14 protein-coding genes and 1 tRNA gene are annotated in these 17,128 nt (G+C 35.4%); 9 read left to right on the top strand and 6 right to left on the bottom strand.

From position 1 onward, the window contains the following. Nucleotides 1-2,562 precede the first annotated feature (2,562 nt). The gene (locus tag WN948_RS00780; protein WP_342305062.1) at nt 2,563-3,012 is read right to left on the bottom strand and encodes a hypothetical protein; all 450 of its coding nucleotides are present in this window, start codon (nt 3,010-3,012) and stop codon (nt 2,563-2,565) included. 157 nt (nt 3,013-3,169) lie between these two features. On the opposite strand from WN948_RS00780, the gene WN948_RS00775 reads away from it, so the two are divergent. The 3 genes from WN948_RS00775 (at nt 3,170) to WN948_RS00765 (ending at nt 4,054) form a co-directional block, all read left to right on the top strand. Beyond that, on the top strand, nt 3,170-3,493 hold the full coding sequence (locus WN948_RS00775; RefSeq protein WP_342305061.1) for a DUF2551 domain-containing protein: 324 nt from the start codon (nt 3,170-3,172) through the stop codon (nt 3,491-3,493). Nucleotides 3,494-3,516: 23 nt separating this feature from the next. Further along, nucleotides 3,517-3,921 carry a hypothetical protein gene (locus WN948_RS00770; RefSeq protein WP_342305060.1) on the top strand — a complete coding sequence of 135 codons (405 nt, stop codon included), beginning with the start codon at nt 3,517-3,519 and terminating at the stop codon, nt 3,919-3,921. Between the two features lie 57 nt (nt 3,922-3,978). Then, nucleotides 3,979-4,054, top strand: a tRNA-Gln gene (locus WN948_RS00765). A gap of 86 nt (nt 4,055-4,140) precedes the next feature. Here WN948_RS00765 and WN948_RS00760 read toward each other — a convergent pair. Further along, nucleotides 4,141-5,133, bottom strand: coding sequence for an endonuclease (locus WN948_RS00760; protein WP_342305058.1), 993 nt, complete (start codon nt 5,131-5,133; stop codon nt 4,141-4,143). A 728-nt stretch (nt 5,134-5,861) separates the two neighbouring features. Here WN948_RS00760 and WN948_RS00755 point away from each other — a divergent pair. The 3 genes from WN948_RS00755 (at nt 5,862) to WN948_RS00745 (ending at nt 9,683) form a co-directional block, all read left to right on the top strand. Next, nucleotides 5,862-8,711 (top strand): M1 family metallopeptidase, encoded by a 2,850-nt coding sequence (locus WN948_RS00755; protein ID WP_342305057.1) that lies wholly within the window; start codon nt 5,862-5,864, stop codon nt 8,709-8,711. Between the two features lie 103 nt (nt 8,712-8,814). Beyond that, complete coding sequence (locus WN948_RS00750) at nt 8,815-9,138, top strand: hypothetical protein (RefSeq protein WP_342305056.1); 324 nt, start codon at nt 8,815-8,817, stop codon at nt 9,136-9,138. Nucleotides 9,139-9,347: 209 nt separating this feature from the next. Next, nucleotides 9,348-9,683: a hypothetical protein gene (locus WN948_RS00745; protein ID WP_342305055.1), complete on the top strand. Its 336-nt coding sequence runs from the start codon at nt 9,348-9,350 to the stop codon at nt 9,681-9,683. Between the two features lie 99 nt (nt 9,684-9,782). On the opposite strand, the gene WN948_RS00740 is transcribed toward WN948_RS00745, so the two are convergent. Then, on the bottom strand, nt 9,783-10,727 hold the full coding sequence (locus WN948_RS00740; protein WP_342303665.1) for an IS5 family transposase: 945 nt from the start codon (nt 10,725-10,727) through the stop codon (nt 9,783-9,785). A 44-nt stretch (nt 10,728-10,771) separates the two neighbouring features. On the opposite strand from WN948_RS00740, the gene WN948_RS00735 reads away from it, so the two are divergent. Beyond that, a complete protein-coding gene (locus WN948_RS00735) occupies nt 10,772-11,674 on the top strand; it encodes a hypothetical protein (RefSeq protein WP_342305054.1) in 903 nt (300 codons plus the stop codon). On the opposite strand, the gene WN948_RS00730 is transcribed toward WN948_RS00735, so the two are convergent. Then, nucleotides 11,657-12,339 (bottom strand): IS1 family transposase gene (locus WN948_RS00730; protein ID WP_342303728.1). Its coding sequence is split into 2 segments (ribosomal slippage): nt 11,657-12,010 and nt 12,013-12,339, totalling 681 coding nucleotides; the frame shifts between segments, so codons are not numbered across the junction. The two genes, WN948_RS00735 and WN948_RS00730, sit on opposite strands and share 18 nt — an antisense overlap. Before the next feature lie 89 nt (nt 12,340-12,428). On the opposite strand from WN948_RS00730, the gene WN948_RS00725 reads away from it, so the two are divergent. Continuing rightward, nucleotides 12,429-12,605: a hypothetical protein gene (locus WN948_RS00725; RefSeq protein WP_342305053.1), complete on the top strand. Its 177-nt coding sequence runs from the start codon at nt 12,429-12,431 to the stop codon at nt 12,603-12,605. A gap of 61 nt (nt 12,606-12,666) precedes the next feature. Here the strand turns inward: WN948_RS00725 and WN948_RS00720 are convergent, their stop codons facing one another. Both WN948_RS00720 and WN948_RS00715 read right to left on the bottom strand, forming a co-directional pair. After that, nucleotides 12,667-13,839, bottom strand: a complete 1,173-nt coding sequence (locus WN948_RS00720; protein ID WP_342305052.1) for a type III PLP-dependent enzyme — start codon at nt 13,837-13,839, stop codon at nt 12,667-12,669. A 408-nt stretch (nt 13,840-14,247) separates the two neighbouring features. Continuing rightward, nucleotides 14,248-16,146, bottom strand: a complete 1,899-nt coding sequence (locus WN948_RS00715) for a PAS domain-containing sensor histidine kinase (protein ID WP_342305051.1) — start codon at nt 16,144-16,146, stop codon at nt 14,248-14,250. Between the two features lie 569 nt (nt 16,147-16,715). On the opposite strand from WN948_RS00715, the gene WN948_RS00710 reads away from it, so the two are divergent. Then, nucleotides 16,716-17,069, top strand: a complete 354-nt coding sequence (locus WN948_RS00710) for a hypothetical protein (RefSeq protein WP_342305050.1) — start codon at nt 16,716-16,718, stop codon at nt 17,067-17,069. Nucleotides 17,070-17,128: the final 59 nt, after the last annotated feature.

The raw sequence follows: 17,128 nt of genomic DNA, 5'->3' as shown, positions 1-17,128 counted from the left end.
GTTTTCGAGCTTTGGGATCAGGAAATACCATTATATTTTTTTAGGATGTTTTCGTTAAATCATTTCTAATAATATTACAATGTACTCAAAAACCCAAGCACTTTTTATATTATTGACGTTAGTTTTAGTTTGGTTTTTTCAACGTCTAACCTATACACTAAACATGTTAAAAACTATTATATAAATATAGCTTAATTTAATTCACTCAGAAAACACACAACTGTGCAAATAAATTATTTGCTATTACTATTAGTTATTATGGGTATAGTATTTATTACAATTCATATGACTTGTTGGGAAACCGGGAAAATCAAGAAAAGTGCTGTTTTTGTTCGTGCATATACGAAAGCAACACTTTAATTAAGCGTATTTTTATAAATACGCGTCAATAATATTTTATTATTATAACACTCCAATAATTAAACGTAACAAAATATTGTTACATGATATCATATAGTAAAGAATATACTAAAACCAAAGAAAATGTGACTAACTATAGTTACATTTGCTTATTTTGGGCAACTGTTATCATTTTCTCTTTTTCCTACTCGATTCTTACTACTTCCTACTTAGGCAAAAATAGCCTTACTGCAAAAACAAAATTATTATGTAATTATATAAATAAAGAAAAAAAATATCTGCACAGGTTAAAACACCCGTTGAGAGATTAAAAAAAGTTACCTGAATTGATTATAGAAAAGAACACCGATAATAATTATCGATGTTCGAGTGGGGTTTGGGGGGTGGTACTGTTTTTTAAACAGTATAGATCATACTAATGAACTACTATTATATTAATGGATATGGTTTGATTACTATCTACATTAAAGGAGTAACTCCCATATCCTCAATCGGGGACATGTTTTGAAATTGAGTGATTCATCGACTAAAACATAATGGTAAGGTTCCAGTGCTCGGACTTCATCTTCCTAAACCTTCACTTATAGACCCGGCAAGGATCAGTAATTCCGTACAGGGTGTTTGAGTCGATGTGAAAGTAATACTTGCACCTGTGAGCAAGAACGTCAAAACTCGGGCCAATAATAGATTATTAAGGGTGGTAATAGCACAGGCTACAACAAACAGCTCAATTTCTAATTTATTCATATTATTTTAGTTGTTATTGATACATTTATAGGTATTTTTATAATATGTACCACGAATATTATTTATTTTAGAATTCTAGCCCAATTAGGTTAATTCACATAATATTGCCCGTCATGCAAATAGAATAATTGTCCTTTTTAGGATAAAAACGCCTTATTTAATAAACTAATTAATTATGTTTTTATATGCAACAACTAAATTATCCTCATTGGGTTAAAACGTCCGTGCATAAAACAAAAATAGTAGCCTAATATGTCTAAAATATTGAATATTTAGTCGGATAAATATTCTTCAATTTAATCAGATGATGGTTTTGTGTTCGAAAAAATCAACGGGAAAAAAGAATAGCGTCACTTGAATAATGTGTGTATTATTTGGTTTAAAAAATAAACGTATATTTTCCTAGAAAAACATTCGTACTGATATTTTCAATTACAGTGTATTGCTTATTATTTTAATAGATTGTAACTATTCAGCCTGATAAAAACGCTATCAATAACAATCTTGACAAAAAGTTGAAACGTAAATTTCATTAGAATCATTTATTTTGATTGTTGCTATTGATTGCTTTTTTGATTGTTAGATTGTTAGTGAGCAGACATCTCTATTTCGATGAAATCAGTACCAATAGGCAAATCGTGCCAGGCTGAATAGTTACAATAGATTTACTATTATTAAGTGTATAAATCATAAACAAAACGAAACAATAGAAAGAACATAGATCTTAAAAAGGAATGCACCAGCATTTAAACTGGTGCTTTATGATACCAATCCTTATGCCTTACCTACCACATCTGTATATTTAGAATGCATTATATTTAAAGACATTGGCATTTATACATACGTATAAAATTTAAAATTTATTTACGTACTTATTCTATAAATAGGAATTATTTAATTGATTATTATTACAATACATATTTTATAAATCAATAGAAACTTTTCAAAAAAGATAACATTAAATGAAATTAGTTCCCTGAAATGGTATTAAATGAGGGTACAAAGTGGTACTAATATGAAATAAGTTATATAATAGGACTGATTTAATTGCCCGTTTCAAGAAACACAAATCTATATTGTTCCCTCATTTATTAATTGTATGCAAATGTTGCTATTTAAATTTGTTGTATCGTTTTAGGATTTTTGATCCGGTTTTTTCTTAGTCCCAAATCTAAGGTGCAACAAAAAACATGCAACTGCCTATATTTTAACAACGGTAACTTAAATAAATTAAGCAGTTGTTTTGATGGATTCTTGATTCGAAACCTCTACAGATGCAAAGTGGGAGTATAATTATAAAAACAGTAGAATTTAATAAATCTTCTTTCTTTTTTGACTACAGTCAGCAGTAATCATTTGCAAATGTTTTAGATTGTTATACTTAAGCAAATATTATGAATAAGTATATGATGAGTTTATGTTCATCACACAACTATCTAACACATAAATTTATGATTAAATATTAATTTGAAGTCCAAACAGATCTTCAAAATCCATATATTTTTTCCTAGCTCTGTAAAGGTATTGACGAACGTATTTTTCACCACGAACCTTTGCGTACATGCTATTTATTTCGGCAGGGGTGAAAACAGCCTTCAACTTTTTATTGTCAATGTCATCAAGAAATTTTAGGTTATTGCTATTTTCAACATCAAAAAATTGAGATATTAACTCCTCATCCTGCCATGTCCAGTCTTTGTCATATGCAATAGCAAATAGTTTATTGCATAAATTACACTTTGCAGCCACTATCATTCCATTTTCATAGGAATGATAACTGATACTGACTACATTTGAATTACAATGACTGCAAACTCCAATAAAATTCGTGTCAAGACTTTGGGGTTCCAGATTGATACTGTCAACCTGCATTACATTTTTTTCAATGTCGTACCTGATATCCATATAGTCACCAAAAAACTGAGATATAAGAGAATGTTTTTATCATATTAGACTTTTTTCTATTTTCGACCTATTAATTAACTTCATGCTATAAAAATTTAGAAACATATATATAGATTAAAATGCATATAAAAGATTGTGCTATATGTGAGGTGAAGTTATGGACTCAATTCGCGCAAAAATAAAACGAAGATTACAAAAGTTCATCGAACTCGATTGTAATGGACTCCGTAGTCATATATTATCGCTGTTCTTAAATGCAAAAAAGACAACTGTTGATGAATTACACGCAAATATCACTCAAAAGTATGATATTTCGCGCAGTGCAGTGGCATCAATGGTGGGTTACATCTATTCAAAATTAGGTGTACTAAGATCTCATAAGGAATCTTATAAGACTCCTATAGTCTACTCTTTGAAAGAAGAGTATGTGGATCTTATCAGGAATACGCTGGAATCAAGATCAACAGGTTCAAGCTGCTGATATTCATTTAGACTTGATCTTAAATGTCTATTGTAAAGAATGCTCCACGTACATCTACCACATTAGTTGTACGTTCAGATTCGAATTCCCGTATAACACATTCCAGGGATCCATATTACAATTTAATGAGGCGACTTTTTCAGGAAGAGGCAACTGCTATTCGTGGCCAGAAATTTCTCATGATGGTTGAAGATCGACAAAAAAGTGGGGACCCTATTAAAACAAGTGAATGGGAATCACTACTTGCAGAACTGGATATAGGACGTGCTTCATTTTATGCCATGCGCAATAAATTGCTAGGCGCTGGCCTTATTTCTCACAAGAATCAGGAATATCGTCTTTCAGGACAGTTTAGTAAAGATTTGATGGACATGGCCAGATGGTGGTGGACTGCAATTCTCGATGAGAATCCGGAAGGACTTGAATAAGCATCCGACCGATATCTTAATATCTAACCTTTACAATTAAGGGAATGCATTCACCGTAGCCCGGTAGTGTAGTGGTCAATCATGCAGGACTCTGGATCCCGCAACCTCGGTTCGAATCCGTGCCGGGCTACCAAAATATTTTTCATATAAAATGTTTTTTTGTACATTTAAAGAATTTCTGAATACTGATGATGTAAAACTTGTACTATTTTACAATGTTTAATCGAGCAGCTCAAACTCTGCAACAACTGGAGCATGGTCAGATTCCGGAAATTTCTTCTCTGTTGAATTGGCAAGCGATTCATCATGCAACAACTCGTTGTGCACTTCAGAATCCCTATATTGTGCCATCATGCCTCTAGAGATTAGAAGATGATCTAACATTTTTCCTTTGCCCCTATGGTAAAGTGAAAAACGAGATGATTCTGGAATACTCAGCTCGCAGGGCATCATGACGCGCTTAGCCAGTTTGCTGTTGCCTGTATCTTCAACCTCGCCCCGGATGGCTTCCAAAGGTACTTCGTCAAGGTCCGCATTGAAATCTCCGCACACTACAATCCATGAATCTTCATCCTCATCGAATAATTTATCTACCAGCATTCGGGTTTCAAGAGCTTGACCCACCCTTTTGGTTGAAGAGATGAAAAAACCCTCTGCCCAGCCAGAAGCGGTCTTCCATGTGTAGTTATTCAGTTTTTGTCCTTCTATGTTGGATGGTATTCGTGATTTCAAGTGAAGGTTGATAACTTCTAAGATTTTGTCACCAATTTTTATCCTGGCATGAAGTATTGGTCGCTCCCAGGTAATTTTTTTCGCTTCTTTTTCTTCTTCATTCGTTTTTGCTGTTACTTGCAGATAATATAGGGCAGGTGCATAATCATGTTTGTACTGGTGATACTCCAGAATGTCATAGCGGCTTAAGATGACCAGGTTGCGCTCATCATATGCCTGTCCATCGGCCTCAGTTTTCGTATACGCTATTTGGTATTCCGCATATTGTGTGCCTTCAATAAGTTCCTGCAGAGCCAGCAGCTGCCGAGGCTGTCCTTCTTGTTCCTGGCCGTTGATCTCTTGCAGACAAAGGATATCTGCATTAATCCTATGCAATTGGGGTCGCATCAAGGCTATACGCTCTTCCAACGTTGGTTTTTTCTTTTCACGATCGTCAAGATTTTCCAGATTGAATGTTGCTATTCGTAGTTTGGTTGGCATGTTATCTCCCCATTAAAAACTAAATATCTTGAGGTGAAATCAGATTTTTGCAGAAACCTTGTTACCACTAACCAAAAAGAGGTGTCATGTCCCCGCTAGCTCCCTCATTTTAAAACTAATATCCTACATCTGTTTTATTCAGGTATTTTTACCCTAGTCACAAATACATTTTATTATGCACACATGTGCTTTTTATTTGATAATATACAACATTAAAATGCATGTACTTAACATATTTAAAATATAGGCATTCAAAAAAATAAATACAACATAAATTCAAATTTTGTGGATGGCTAAATACGCGGGTTTGTAGAATACATCTATTCATACGAAACTTGTCTTTTATTCACGAGACAATCTGATTTTAGTTTTGTTCATCAGACGGCCTTGGGTGAATTTAACTTTAGGATTGATAAGGAGACCCACAGAGACTAAATATTGAGGAATACATGTCGCAACTAAGCCAGTGTTCCTATACTCTTAGATGCACTCCCTGGAATAAAATTAAGACAATAATTGGAATAGTTGCATACTTTGAAGGAAGTTATTATAATGTGCAAAGAATTCCATGATTCATATTATGACTCTGCTACCAGCTAAAATAAATTCAATACATTAATGTATTTTATACTAGGTCTATTGTTATGTTGAATAAAGGACACAATAAAAACGTTATGACCAGTTCGATGAACGATCATGGTATCCTGTAATTTATCAGAGGTGATTTGATGGAAAGAATATACAAATATTATCCGGAAGATTTTGGAGAATTAACTGTAAAAGTTGTACACATGGACCTTCTTTTCGATATGTTTGCCGATCATACAAAGGTAACATCTCATCTCAAAGTACGAACTCTTGACAACCCCATCAATGAACTTGAGCTGAATTGCAAGAAGCTTGAAATTCTATCCGTAAGTTGCATAGAGTATGAGATTGGTTACGAATACAGGGAAAAAGATGATATCCTCTTAATCAAATTCAACCAGTTAGTACCTGAAAACACTGATATTGTGATCAATACCCAGACCATCTGCAGACCTACTAAAAACATACTGGAAGGTCTTTATTATGATGAAACCCCTGCAGGCGCTCCTCCACAACAGATAACCCAATGCCAGCAATGGGGATTCCAGAGAATCGTGCCATGCATAGATGATATGGTAGCGAAATGCACTTACACTACAACCATCATTGCCGATGAGAGGTATACAAATCTCATAAGTAACGGCGATATTATAGAGGCAAGGCACTCGATTGGAAATGGAAGGGATCAGATTGTCTATGACAATTCAATCACCCCCATGGCCCCCTATCTTTTTTTCCTGGGTGTAGGCACCTATGACACATTCAAAAAAGAGTTTGAATACCCGGATGGGCACACCTTTGACCTGGAGTTGCTGGTGCCTCCCGGTTCTGATTCCTTGATTGCCCAAAAAAGTCTTGACGTACTCTACGATTCGATTATGTGGATCCATCTTTTTACAGGTCCTGAACAATATGCTCAATCTGAAGAACGCAGAGAGATTATGGATCTGGTCATGGAAAGGGACCTGCTTAAAAATGGAGGAAAGGGAGCTGATGAACAGAACCAAAAGATTAGAACCATCAGGGATGAACTGAAAAAGGCAGTTGGATTGATACAGACCGGATACAAGTATACGGGCACCGTTTACAGGGAGATAGGGATGCAGAATTCTAATTTTGGTGGTATGGAAAATGTAGGAAATACTACTATTAGCACCAATCGCATAATGCCCTTCCCTCAAATGACTGACAATGCTTTCGAGTATATGATGCGGGTAAAAGTTCATGAATTCTACCATAACCTTAACGGCTCTGAAGTAACCGGAAAAAGTCCATTTGAAATATGGCTTAACGAAGCGGTGACCGTTCATATAGAGAAAATGTATCATGCATATCATTTTGGAGAGGAATATAGCCGTCTTGATGAAGTCCTTGGTTTTCTGGCTCCCGGGGCCGGAACCTTTGCCCTTGACACGGGCGCAGCCTCCATGCCCATCATCCCAGATGGATTCAATGACCCTGATGATCTGATCAGTGCAGTGACCTATGTAAAATCCCCGGAATTTGTACTGATGATAGAGAAACTTATGGGAAAAGCCACATTTGCCAGAGCTCTGAATGTCTATCATGCCAGATATAAACACTCAAATGCCTCAAGCTGGGACTGGATCGAAGTAATGGAAGAGGTTTCAGGGCTTGATTTTAAAGAAATGGCAAAAATATGGCTAAAACAAACACAATTCCCTCTGGTCCATGTAAAATCTTCCTATGATGAAAATGAAAGGACTTTTACATTATTCTTAGAACAGGAAGTTCCAGTAGATGGAAAATTCTGGGAGTTCCCATTCTGTGTAGCTCTGGTAGATAAAGAAGGCAATGATCTTGCCGAAGTCATGGAGCTGATGAAGGGCAAAGAGAAAAAGATTGTTATCAATGATGTAGATAAACCCGCATTTTCATCCTTGAACCGTAGGTATTCTTTCTTTGGAAAAGTAATTCATGATGTGGATATTGATGAGCTGATCTTGCAGACAAAAATGGATCAAGATCTGATAAACAGGTTCATTGCATTCTACAAAATTGTGGATATTGAAAAAATGAAATTAATTGAGGATAGTAATCATGCTACCTCAAAAGAATTCACAGACCTTTATCATGAACTCATTCAGGATTATGACTTAATGAAGGAGGCAGGAGCTCAATTCCTGACAATATTTGAATCCGTGGAAGATGAGATACTTGCACACAGATATTCTTTGTTGTATGAAGTTAAACAAAAACTTTTCAAAGCAATAGCAAGTGGACATGTGGATTCCCTTATGTCACTTTATCAGGTTTACAATAAAAAGGGAAATGAATCTAAAAATGAAAACAAGGATTATGTGAATGAGCAGGTAAATGCGATCAAGGATCGCCAGATAAAGAATACGTGTCTCTCTGTTCTTTCGACTCTCGATACTCCCATAGTGCACGATATGATCAGGGAACAGGTTAAGGCAGCCCAAAATGCCACGGATAAATTAAGTGCTTTCAGTTATTATCTTAACAGTTCGGCTCCTGACAGGATCCAGTTTATGCAAACTTTCCAGAAAGAAGCAGAAAAGAATCCGGTAAGTTGGGAAGCTTTCCTGAGGGTCATAGGAAGTAGTAGCAGAGATGATGTATTTGACATGATAAAACAGGTTGAAAATTCTAATTCTTTCAGGATAGAACAGGCAAATGACCAAAGAGCTCTTTATGGAAGTTTTGCAATGAACAGAAAAAGATCTCTGCAAACCGAACAGGGAAGACAATTGCTTGGAGATATAGTTCTCAAGCTGGCAGAAGTCAATGAATATACTGCCGTAGGCATACTTAACGTCCTTGCAAATATTGATAGGATGGAAGACGAATATCATGTACCTTTGGTGGGAATGCTGATTGGTTTCCTGGACAGGCTTGATCAGGACAATACACCAAGTGTATACAACAGGATCAGGAAGATACTGCTTAATACTCCAAAAGCCGTGGGAAAATATGAAGCAGTTAATGGAAAACTCAATTTGAGTTAAAGCCTGAAATTTATTTCAGGTCTTTTTTATTTTTGATTGTAAAATATTTCACAGAATTTTATTTAGAGTTCTTTCCAATTATTCTTTCAATTTGGTGTATTGTATGAAGGTGGCAATAGCAGACTGCAGGGAATATAGTGGAACTTGTGCCTTGTGGGGTTGTATTCCCAAAAAAGTGTTGGCAGGTGTGGCCAGCATCATTGATGCTCATAACAGAATGCTTGGAAAAGGCACAGGGGACAGCAAAGAAATTATCGATTGGCCTGCACTCATTGATTATAAAAACACTTTTACTGACCCGCACCCTGAACAAGCGGAGGATTGTTTCAAAGCAGCAGGCATAAATACATACCATGGAATTGTGCGGTTTGAAAATGAGCCTACTCTGCAATTTAAGATATTAAAAAAGGGAGCAGTTTCATTGTAAAAATCCCATTTTGTCAAAATTCGTATCTGAGACAATAAAGTAAGTATATATGCATAGCCAATCAAAAAAGCTGATATGTATTCCAGTAATAAATAGTAGAGGGTATCATGGCTATCAGAAAACTTTGTTATATTCTAATAATTATTTTACTGATTGTTTTTTCTGCAGTCTGTTCATGTGGATGTATATCAGATGATAGAGCTACTGTTTTGGAAGATGACAATATCAGTACTCCTGTTATTGTTCTGGAAGATACTAAGTTCAATAATAATCCTTTAGACAAAGAAAATCCGGATAGTGATTTAGTAGATATTGATATTGAGTTAACAACTTACACCTCATCCATTAAAAAAACAGGTATTCTGGAGCTTGGTAATGGGTATTCTTTCAAGGTATTGAATATCGATAAGCAGGAAAAACAGATTATAGTGTCTCTAAGAAAAGATGGAAATGAATATGACACACGAACGATGGTCACAGGTTCTACATATAACATAAAAGATACTAAAAATACAAATGAGGATTTCGATATTCCCTCATTTTAGATCATTAAAGTATTCAAACTCAATTATATCCTCTCATTTTTTATCATTTTGTTTAATTTCTCTTCATTAATCCTTATTTTTAGTATAGCTCCCGCTATCCTAAATTACTCCTTTGGTTTTTAGTGTCCTCAATTGATGCAGATTAAAACAAAAAGCTGTCATCAACATTTTTGCATTCACTCTTTCTACAGTTGTAACAAGAACCTTTCTGGTTTTAAATATTTCTTTTGTCACTGCATACACTCTTTCGCAAGGGACTCTTTTCACACTTATTCTTTCATTTCTGAGGATATCCATTATTCCTAAAGGATGTCCTCTTACAGCTCGTTGCATTGTTGCTGCAAAACCTTTTGCTATTGCTCCAAAATATCCTTTATCTCTATACACCACTTCACCCTTTTCAGACAGATCAACCTGTGAATCGTGAAGTGATGCAGTTGTTGTCTCAAATCTTCTGATTAGTTCATAATCCTTATCAATAATTGTATGAAGTTTGTATCCAAAGTGAGATTTACCATTTTTCTTAGTCCAGGTTCCATCTTTGCTTCTTCTTGTTTTCGCATCTTTTCCTCTGAGTACATCTGCTTTTGCATGTCCTGGATCTGAGTGAATAAAAGTTGCATCCTGGATCATTCCTTTTTTAATCTTCAAACCAAGAGCATCAAGCTGATTCTGCATTTCATCCCACACCGCTTTTTCTTTACCATTGTCGATAATTCTCTTCCTGAATGACCAGACAGTTGTACTGTCTGGTACATATTCAGGAAATCCCAGGAATTTCCTAAAGGATATCCTGTCAATACACTGCTTTTCAAGCTCAGCATCAGAAAGACCATGCCATTGTTGCAGAACAAGCATCTTGAACATTACAATAACATCAGCTTCAGGCCGTCCGCCTGAAGCTGTTCTGTTTATGTACATTGACTCCAGAATAGGGCGAAAAGGCTTCCAATCTACTAAATATTCAATTTCAGCAAGCTTATCTCCGACAGATTGGAGACGCTTATATTCTTCATTTAAGGCAAAATCAGTAAAAGAATCCATAATAGTAAATTTGCTTTGCTATTATTTAAATTTTATTGAATTGTATGAGTATTGATGGTAGTTTATCGAAATCCTCAAATGTCGTATACACAGTTCATGTTGACAGAATACTTGACAATAATTTTGTTGTTGAACTTACATGTGCAATAAAACCTGAAATATCACTGGAAACTGAGACCTATGAAGGAAAAACTAGGATAAATGAAGTCAGGATAAATGAAGATACCATTACAAGAACTTATAGATGGAAATATGAAGATACGGATTTCACTGTGGTTTATGAGTACAACATTCAGGCTTATGACACTTATTCAGAAAGAAGTCGTAACAGAGACTATCCTAACTTTGTGAGTGATCCTTATGACGATGAGCTTATTTCTCAAATTACCATACAGATAGGGAAACTTGCTAACGAGGCAGGTTACACTAACAGCGACATACCATACATTACCATGGCTTTTGTACAGTCACTTCCATACGTTAGCGATAATGCTTCTGCAGGTTATGATGAATACACAAGATTTCCTTTTGAAACATTGTATCATGGCGGTGGGGACTGCGAGGATTCATCAATTCTTCTGGCTGCACTTCTTTCTGATATGGAATATGGGGTCGCACTTATAGAGTTGCCAGGGCATATGGCAGTAGGAGTGAAGGGGGATTCAAGCCTTGAAGGCAGTTATTATGAATATTCCGGTACACGATACTATTATCTTGAGACCACTAATTCCAGATGGGCTGTGGGCGTTATTCCTGAAGAATACTCCGATTCAGAAGCTGTTTTAGTACCCATTCTAGAGGGCTATCCAGAATTGAAGATTGATTTTAGTGGAACTGCTAAAAGCGATGGATTTCTTACTTATGCTAACCTTGAAATAGAGGTTGAGAATGTGGGTTCCTCTGTTGCAGAAGATGTAATTATGGCATTGTTAATTAAACATAGCTAGTTCTTTATTCCTATATTTCATCAAGAGCAAAACGGAGATTTTTAGCATTTCAAGACTTTTAGTATAACACTTTGACTTTCTCCTTAGTCTTGCCAGGAAATGCCTAAATATGCTGTTGTATCCTTCAACAGTATATGTTTCTGCTTTTGATCGAGTATGGATGTTTCTGGGGACTAACTTGGCATATGCCCTCCAATAATCCGTCATTACTTCCCCAACCTCTTTTGTCTTTAACTTTTTCCAGAGTTTTTGTCCTGTTTTTGTTCCTCTGCTGCCAAAAGAGCAATCGATGAATTTCTTCCCATATCTATCAACAGCAATCCATATCCAGCAGTAGTTTTTTTATTCCCAATATAAGTATGCATCTCGTCCAATTCCACAACAGAAATCTCATTTTCACTTTTTAGATCCTCTAATTCACTACCAAATTTTCGAATCCATTTTTGAACAGAAACATGACTAACGCCCAAAAAACGTCCAATTGAACGAAATCCCAACCCCTCCAGATAGAGTTGTAAAGCCTGTCGCTTAACAGATACGGGGCTAGCGGTGGATTTTATATCTACTGAATAGTTGTATCCACAATCATGGCATTTGTAGCGTTGTCGACCATCAATCCTACCGTTCTTCTTATGACTGGAACTCTTACACTTTGGACAATTCATATATAAAAAGAGGCCATCATATTATATAACGATGTTTAATTACCAAAGCCGTAATTATTTATGCTACCCTTGAAAGCACTACTGAAAATATGGTATGGGATGATCTTAAGACCAATACTAAGTCAGATCTGGGTGTAGAAGAAACTGTGACCTATACTGCATCAGATCTACGTGTTCCAGTGGATGAAAAATATCGCGTGGGAATATGGGTATGGGGTTCCAATGCTGAAGCTAAATATGTTCATAGTGACTGGATCATAGTCTAAAAATGATGTATGAACATATAAAAAAATAAAATTACAGGAAAACGATTTACTTTTTCCTCATTCAAAATACGTATGCTTTTAATGGTGGAAATCCGTTGAAAGCCACAGAACTGTAACTCTGTGTGTAAGCACCGGTAGTGAAAATATAGAGATGCTCACCTTCTTTTAAAGTATTGGGGAAGGTATACTTGTGATTTTCGTAGAGGATATCCATACTGTCACATGTCGGTCCCGCAATTATCACTTCCTCTTCATATCCCTTATTTTCGGAGTAAATAGGATATTTTATGCATTCATCAAGGGTTTCAATAAGTCCTCCAAACTTTCCGACATCAAGATACACCCACTTGTACTGGTTGAATTTTGCCTTCTTTGAAACCATGATAACTTCTGTGACGAGTATTCCGGCATCTGCAGTAAGTGAGCGTCCTGGTTCAATAATTATCTCCGGATGTTCATCTCCAAAATCTTCTTTTATAAAACGGAGTATTTCATGGGCATAGGTTCCAAGTTCATTGGCTGGAGAAAAATATTTAGCAGGAAAACCTCCTCCAAGATTTATCATCTTAAGTTTAATGCCTCTCTGGGCTACAGCCTCAAAGAGATATTTGCACTTTGAAAGCGCGTTGTCCCATTGTCCTATATCGCGCTGCTGGGAACCTACATGAAAAGAAAGACCGTAAGGTTCCAGTCCAAGGCCATGAGCTTCAAGTATTAGTTCGTAGATCATATCCGGATGAGCTCCGAATTTACGAGATAGTGGCCAGTCTGCACCATCACTTTCAGTAAGCAGACGGAAAAATACACGAGAACCAGGAGCATTTTGTGCAATTTTCTTCAAATCGCTTTCTGAGTCAGTAACAAAAAGTCTAACACCTTTTTCATATGCATGAGCAATATCCTTTTCTTTTTTAATGGTGTTACCATAGCTTATTTTCTCCGCCTGGACTCCAAGTCTGATGAGCTGGTCTATTTCGTATGTTGTGGCAGCGTCAAAATTAGATCCTTTATTTTTAAGGGCTATAATGACCTCATCAAGAGGATTTGCCTTCATTGCATAATAGATTTTTACAAAAGGCATGTTTCTGATAAGCTCATCGTACATTTGTTCTACTTTAGTCAGATTAACAGTAAGGAAAGGTGTTTCTTTGCCTTTAGAGAATTCCTTTATCTTTCCAAAGTCTTCCTCTGAGATGAAATCACTTAGAGAGAATTTATAATGCTCTTTTCTCATATCGACTCCTTTTTATGATTAAACAAGTACTATTAGGAGCTAGTAAGTTAAATTAACCCATAAAATCATACCATACTAGCTTATTCAAATAAATACTTGATAATGGACTGTTAATAACTAATTAAGTATTTAAAATTGATTTTTCATAGTTATTAATAAGTAATTATATGTTTATAATAAAAAAATCTGACAATAACTGCCCTATAATCTATTTAATTGCTTAAAATGAAGTAATTTCTATTTTAAAGCATAATTAATGGTTATTTATCTAAAATGAGTATGGAAAATCTATATAGAAATGCCGTGTCAATAACTCTAATCAATATGAATATTTAATTTTATGCCAATCAATAGATTCATAATAAATTAAGAATCTGGATTAATGTAGAAATAAAACTAATAAGAAACTCACATTTCTTCAGTAAAGTCCTTAGATATCGGAATCGTAAAGAAGAAAGTACTTCCTTTACCAACTTCACTTTTAACCCAGATATTGCCGCCATGCATTTTGACAAATTTCTTGATTATTGCCAAGCCCAATCCAGTTCCTTTGTATTTGCGTGTGCTTGAGCTGTCAACCTGATAGAATGGGTCGAATATTCTGTTCATATGTTGTTTTGGCATCCCAATACCTGTATCACTAACTGACACCTGTATATAGTGTCTATCTATTTGCAGGGCATTGATTGTTACTGTTCCACCGTTTGGGGTGAATTTCAGCGCGTTGTCTACAAGATTATAAAGGATTTCTTTGACCTTTATACTATCAGCCATTATTTCAGTTTGTTTCAGAACTATATCTACATTAATTGTTATGTTTTTCTTGCCGGATAATATGGACATCATTGAATGAACGCCATTTACAACATCCGTCAAATCAATTTTTTCATAGTTTAGTTCCATTTCACCAAACTCGATCTGAGAAATATCAAGTATATTATTTATCAGATTCAGAAGTAAATGCCCATTCTGATATATGATGTTGATATATTTTATTTGTCTTTCATTAAGATCTCCCAGCATTCCATCTAATAGAACATCTGAATACCCGATAATAGAACTTAAAGGAGTTTTAAGTTCATGACTTGTATTTGCCAGAAATTCACTCTTGCTGCGATTGGCATTATCAGCTATCATTTTAGCTTTAAGAATAGCTTCTTCGGCTTGTTTTCTCTCAGTTATGTCTCGGAAGAACACAAGAGCTCCTGCAGAACCACCATAAGTAACTGGAACAGCAGATACCTCTGCAATGAAAGAACTGCCATCCAGACGAAGACATGTTTCTTCTATTGTTGGAACATTCTTCTTTTCAGCATTCAGACAATGTATCCGTTCTTTGACAGTAGCATGAGAATCAAAATGGAAACGGTCTATAACAGGACTGCCAATCAATTGTTTCTCAGACTCTGCACCTAATATTTTTAATGCTGCAGGATTAAGGTATGTAAACTTCCAATCTGTTTGAACAAAGATAGCTTCAGGTGCATTTTCAACAAGAAAACGGAAACGTGCTTCGCTCTCCTTGAGCTTTTCTTCAATCATTTTACGGTGGGTTATGTCGGTAATGAAACCTTCAAGAGCAATCACATTTTCTTCGTAATCATAGATTCCTTTACCCTGTTCCCACACCCATTTGAGTTTGCCTGAAGAAGTAGTTAAAATATATTCATCCTGGAAAGTTTCTCTTTTGGAAAGGGTTCTTTCCCATTTGTCCCACAGGTAATCCCTGTATTCAGGTTCGATCAGATCATTAAAAGTAATAGTTCTATTTCCGAGAAGATCTTCAGGTTTATATCCAGTTAATTCATAACAACCTTCGGATATAAACCGCATTGTCCAGTCCCGGTCGTAATCACAACGATATGCCATTCCGGGCATATTCGAAAGAAGAACTGACTTGCTTCTCTCACTTTCCTGAAGTGCCTGTTCCAGTTTTTTACGTTCACTTATGTCTCTCAGAAAACAAAATATACTGGGAGTAGAATACCCAAAATAGATAGTGCTTACTTCAATGTACAATACTTTCCCATTTTTCATACGGTGATGAGTTTCAAAAAAGTCTTTGCCGACCTTTTTCGTTCTGTCGATATGGTATATTATCTGGTTCTGATTCATATCTGTTTCCAGGTCATGTATGCTCATGTCAAGCAATTCTACGTATGTGTACCCTATCATTTTGCAATACTTGCCATTTATTTCGAGGATCTTGCCTTCCATATCAATATGTAAGAAACCATCTACCGACATCTCAGTAATTGTACTATAGCGTTGTACGTATTCTACGGTTTCAAGGTCGATATCTGGCATGTTCTGTACATAATAATTTGCTTGTTTTCGGTAATTCAATTCAATACAAGCACGCAGTTGTTCATCAGAGAACGGTTCTATCAGGCAATTAGAAAATGAGATTTCTTCGAAGCACCTGGATTGCGAATCACTGAAGGATGAAGCAATAAGAATAATTGGAATGTTTCCGATTTTCTGAAGACTCTTGTAATCTACATTAGCACAAATCGATTTTGTTCCAAAATGAAGTAGAATAACATCAATTTTTTCATTTTGAACGAAAGTATCCAAATTATCAGAACTCAATGATTTTTCATAAACCGAATAATCATTTGATTTAATTCTTTGTGAAAGCTCCAAATTACCGGATTCTTTCTCAAAAAGTAATAATACTTTTTTTATGTTCGCACCTAAAAAATTTAGGTGCTGAATTACATATAAAGTTAGCGCCTATGACTCAGTATTATATTATTTAACATTTAAAAATCAAGTTATTATAAATTTAAAAGGGTGAATAAGCATCAACTATCATAAACTAGACATAAAAAGAAATGCAATATTAAATGTAGTTATTCAAAGGATTTCAGAATATGAATTTTTACCTGGTAACATCCGGCTTGCTTCTGATAGGATTAAGCCTTCTTCATATAGTTTTTGGAGAAAGGAATTATTTTACAAGTAAAGAAAAACGCTACATAGCAGGTTATGTTCCATATCATCAGATGTCAATTGTATTGTTGTTCCAGGGTTTAGGACTCATTTATTCTGCTTTTTATTTCAATTTCCAGCTTCCACTTTTCATTCTTTCATTGATTATAGGTAATCTGTTTGCTTTTCTAATCATCTGCACAAAAGAAAAACAAATAGGGATGATCAGGACATCTGTTCCCCAATTCATCCTCTTTGGAATTACGATTACCCTTATTGTTCTGGGTCTTTATTAAAATATCCAGTAATCTTATTCAACAAGATATGTCACTTGAACAGACATTGAAGCAGTGAA

The organism is Methanolobus sp. ZRKC5 (assembly GCF_038446525.1).
In the GTDB taxonomy this organism is placed as follows: domain Archaea; phylum Halobacteriota; class Methanosarcinia; order Methanosarcinales; family Methanosarcinaceae; genus Methanolobus.
The sequence above is the reverse complement of the archived record's forward strand: the minus strand, read 5'-3'. Positions and strand labels throughout refer to the sequence as shown.

Bases quoted from the DNA above. Each gene is read 5' to 3' on its own strand.
- WN948_RS00780 (WP_342305062.1), bottom strand. From the start codon at position 3,012: ATGGATATCAGGTACGACATTGAAAAAAATGTAATGCAGGTTGACAGT.
- WN948_RS00775 (WP_342305061.1), top strand. From the start codon at position 3,170: ATGGACTCAATTCGCGCAAAAATAAAACGAAGATTACAAAAGTTCATC.
- WN948_RS00770 (WP_342305060.1), top strand. From the start codon at position 3,517: ATGTCTATTGTAAAGAATGCTCCACGTACATCTACCACATTAGTTGTA.
- WN948_RS00760 (WP_342305058.1), bottom strand. From the start codon at position 5,133: ATGCCAACCAAACTACGAATAGCAACATTCAATCTGGAAAATCTTGAC.
- WN948_RS00755 (WP_342305057.1), top strand. From the start codon at position 5,862: ATGGAAAGAATATACAAATATTATCCGGAAGATTTTGGAGAATTAACT.
- WN948_RS00750 (WP_342305056.1), top strand. From the start codon at position 8,815: ATGAAGGTGGCAATAGCAGACTGCAGGGAATATAGTGGAACTTGTGCC.
- WN948_RS00740 (WP_342303665.1), bottom strand. From the start codon at position 10,727: ATGGATTCTTTTACTGATTTTGCCTTAAATGAAGAATATAAGCGTCTC.
- WN948_RS00735 (WP_342305054.1), top strand. From the start codon at position 10,772: ATGAGTATTGATGGTAGTTTATCGAAATCCTCAAATGTCGTATACACA.
- WN948_RS00725 (WP_342305053.1), top strand. From the start codon at position 12,429: ATGGTATGGGATGATCTTAAGACCAATACTAAGTCAGATCTGGGTGTA.
- WN948_RS00720 (WP_342305052.1), bottom strand. From the start codon at position 13,839: ATGAGAAAAGAGCATTATAAATTCTCTCTAAGTGATTTCATCTCAGAG.
- WN948_RS00715 (WP_342305051.1), bottom strand. From the start codon at position 16,146: ATGCCAGATATCGACCTTGAAACCGTAGAATACGTACAACGCTATAGT.
- WN948_RS00710 (WP_342305050.1), top strand. From the start codon at position 16,716: ATGAATTTTTACCTGGTAACATCCGGCTTGCTTCTGATAGGATTAAGC.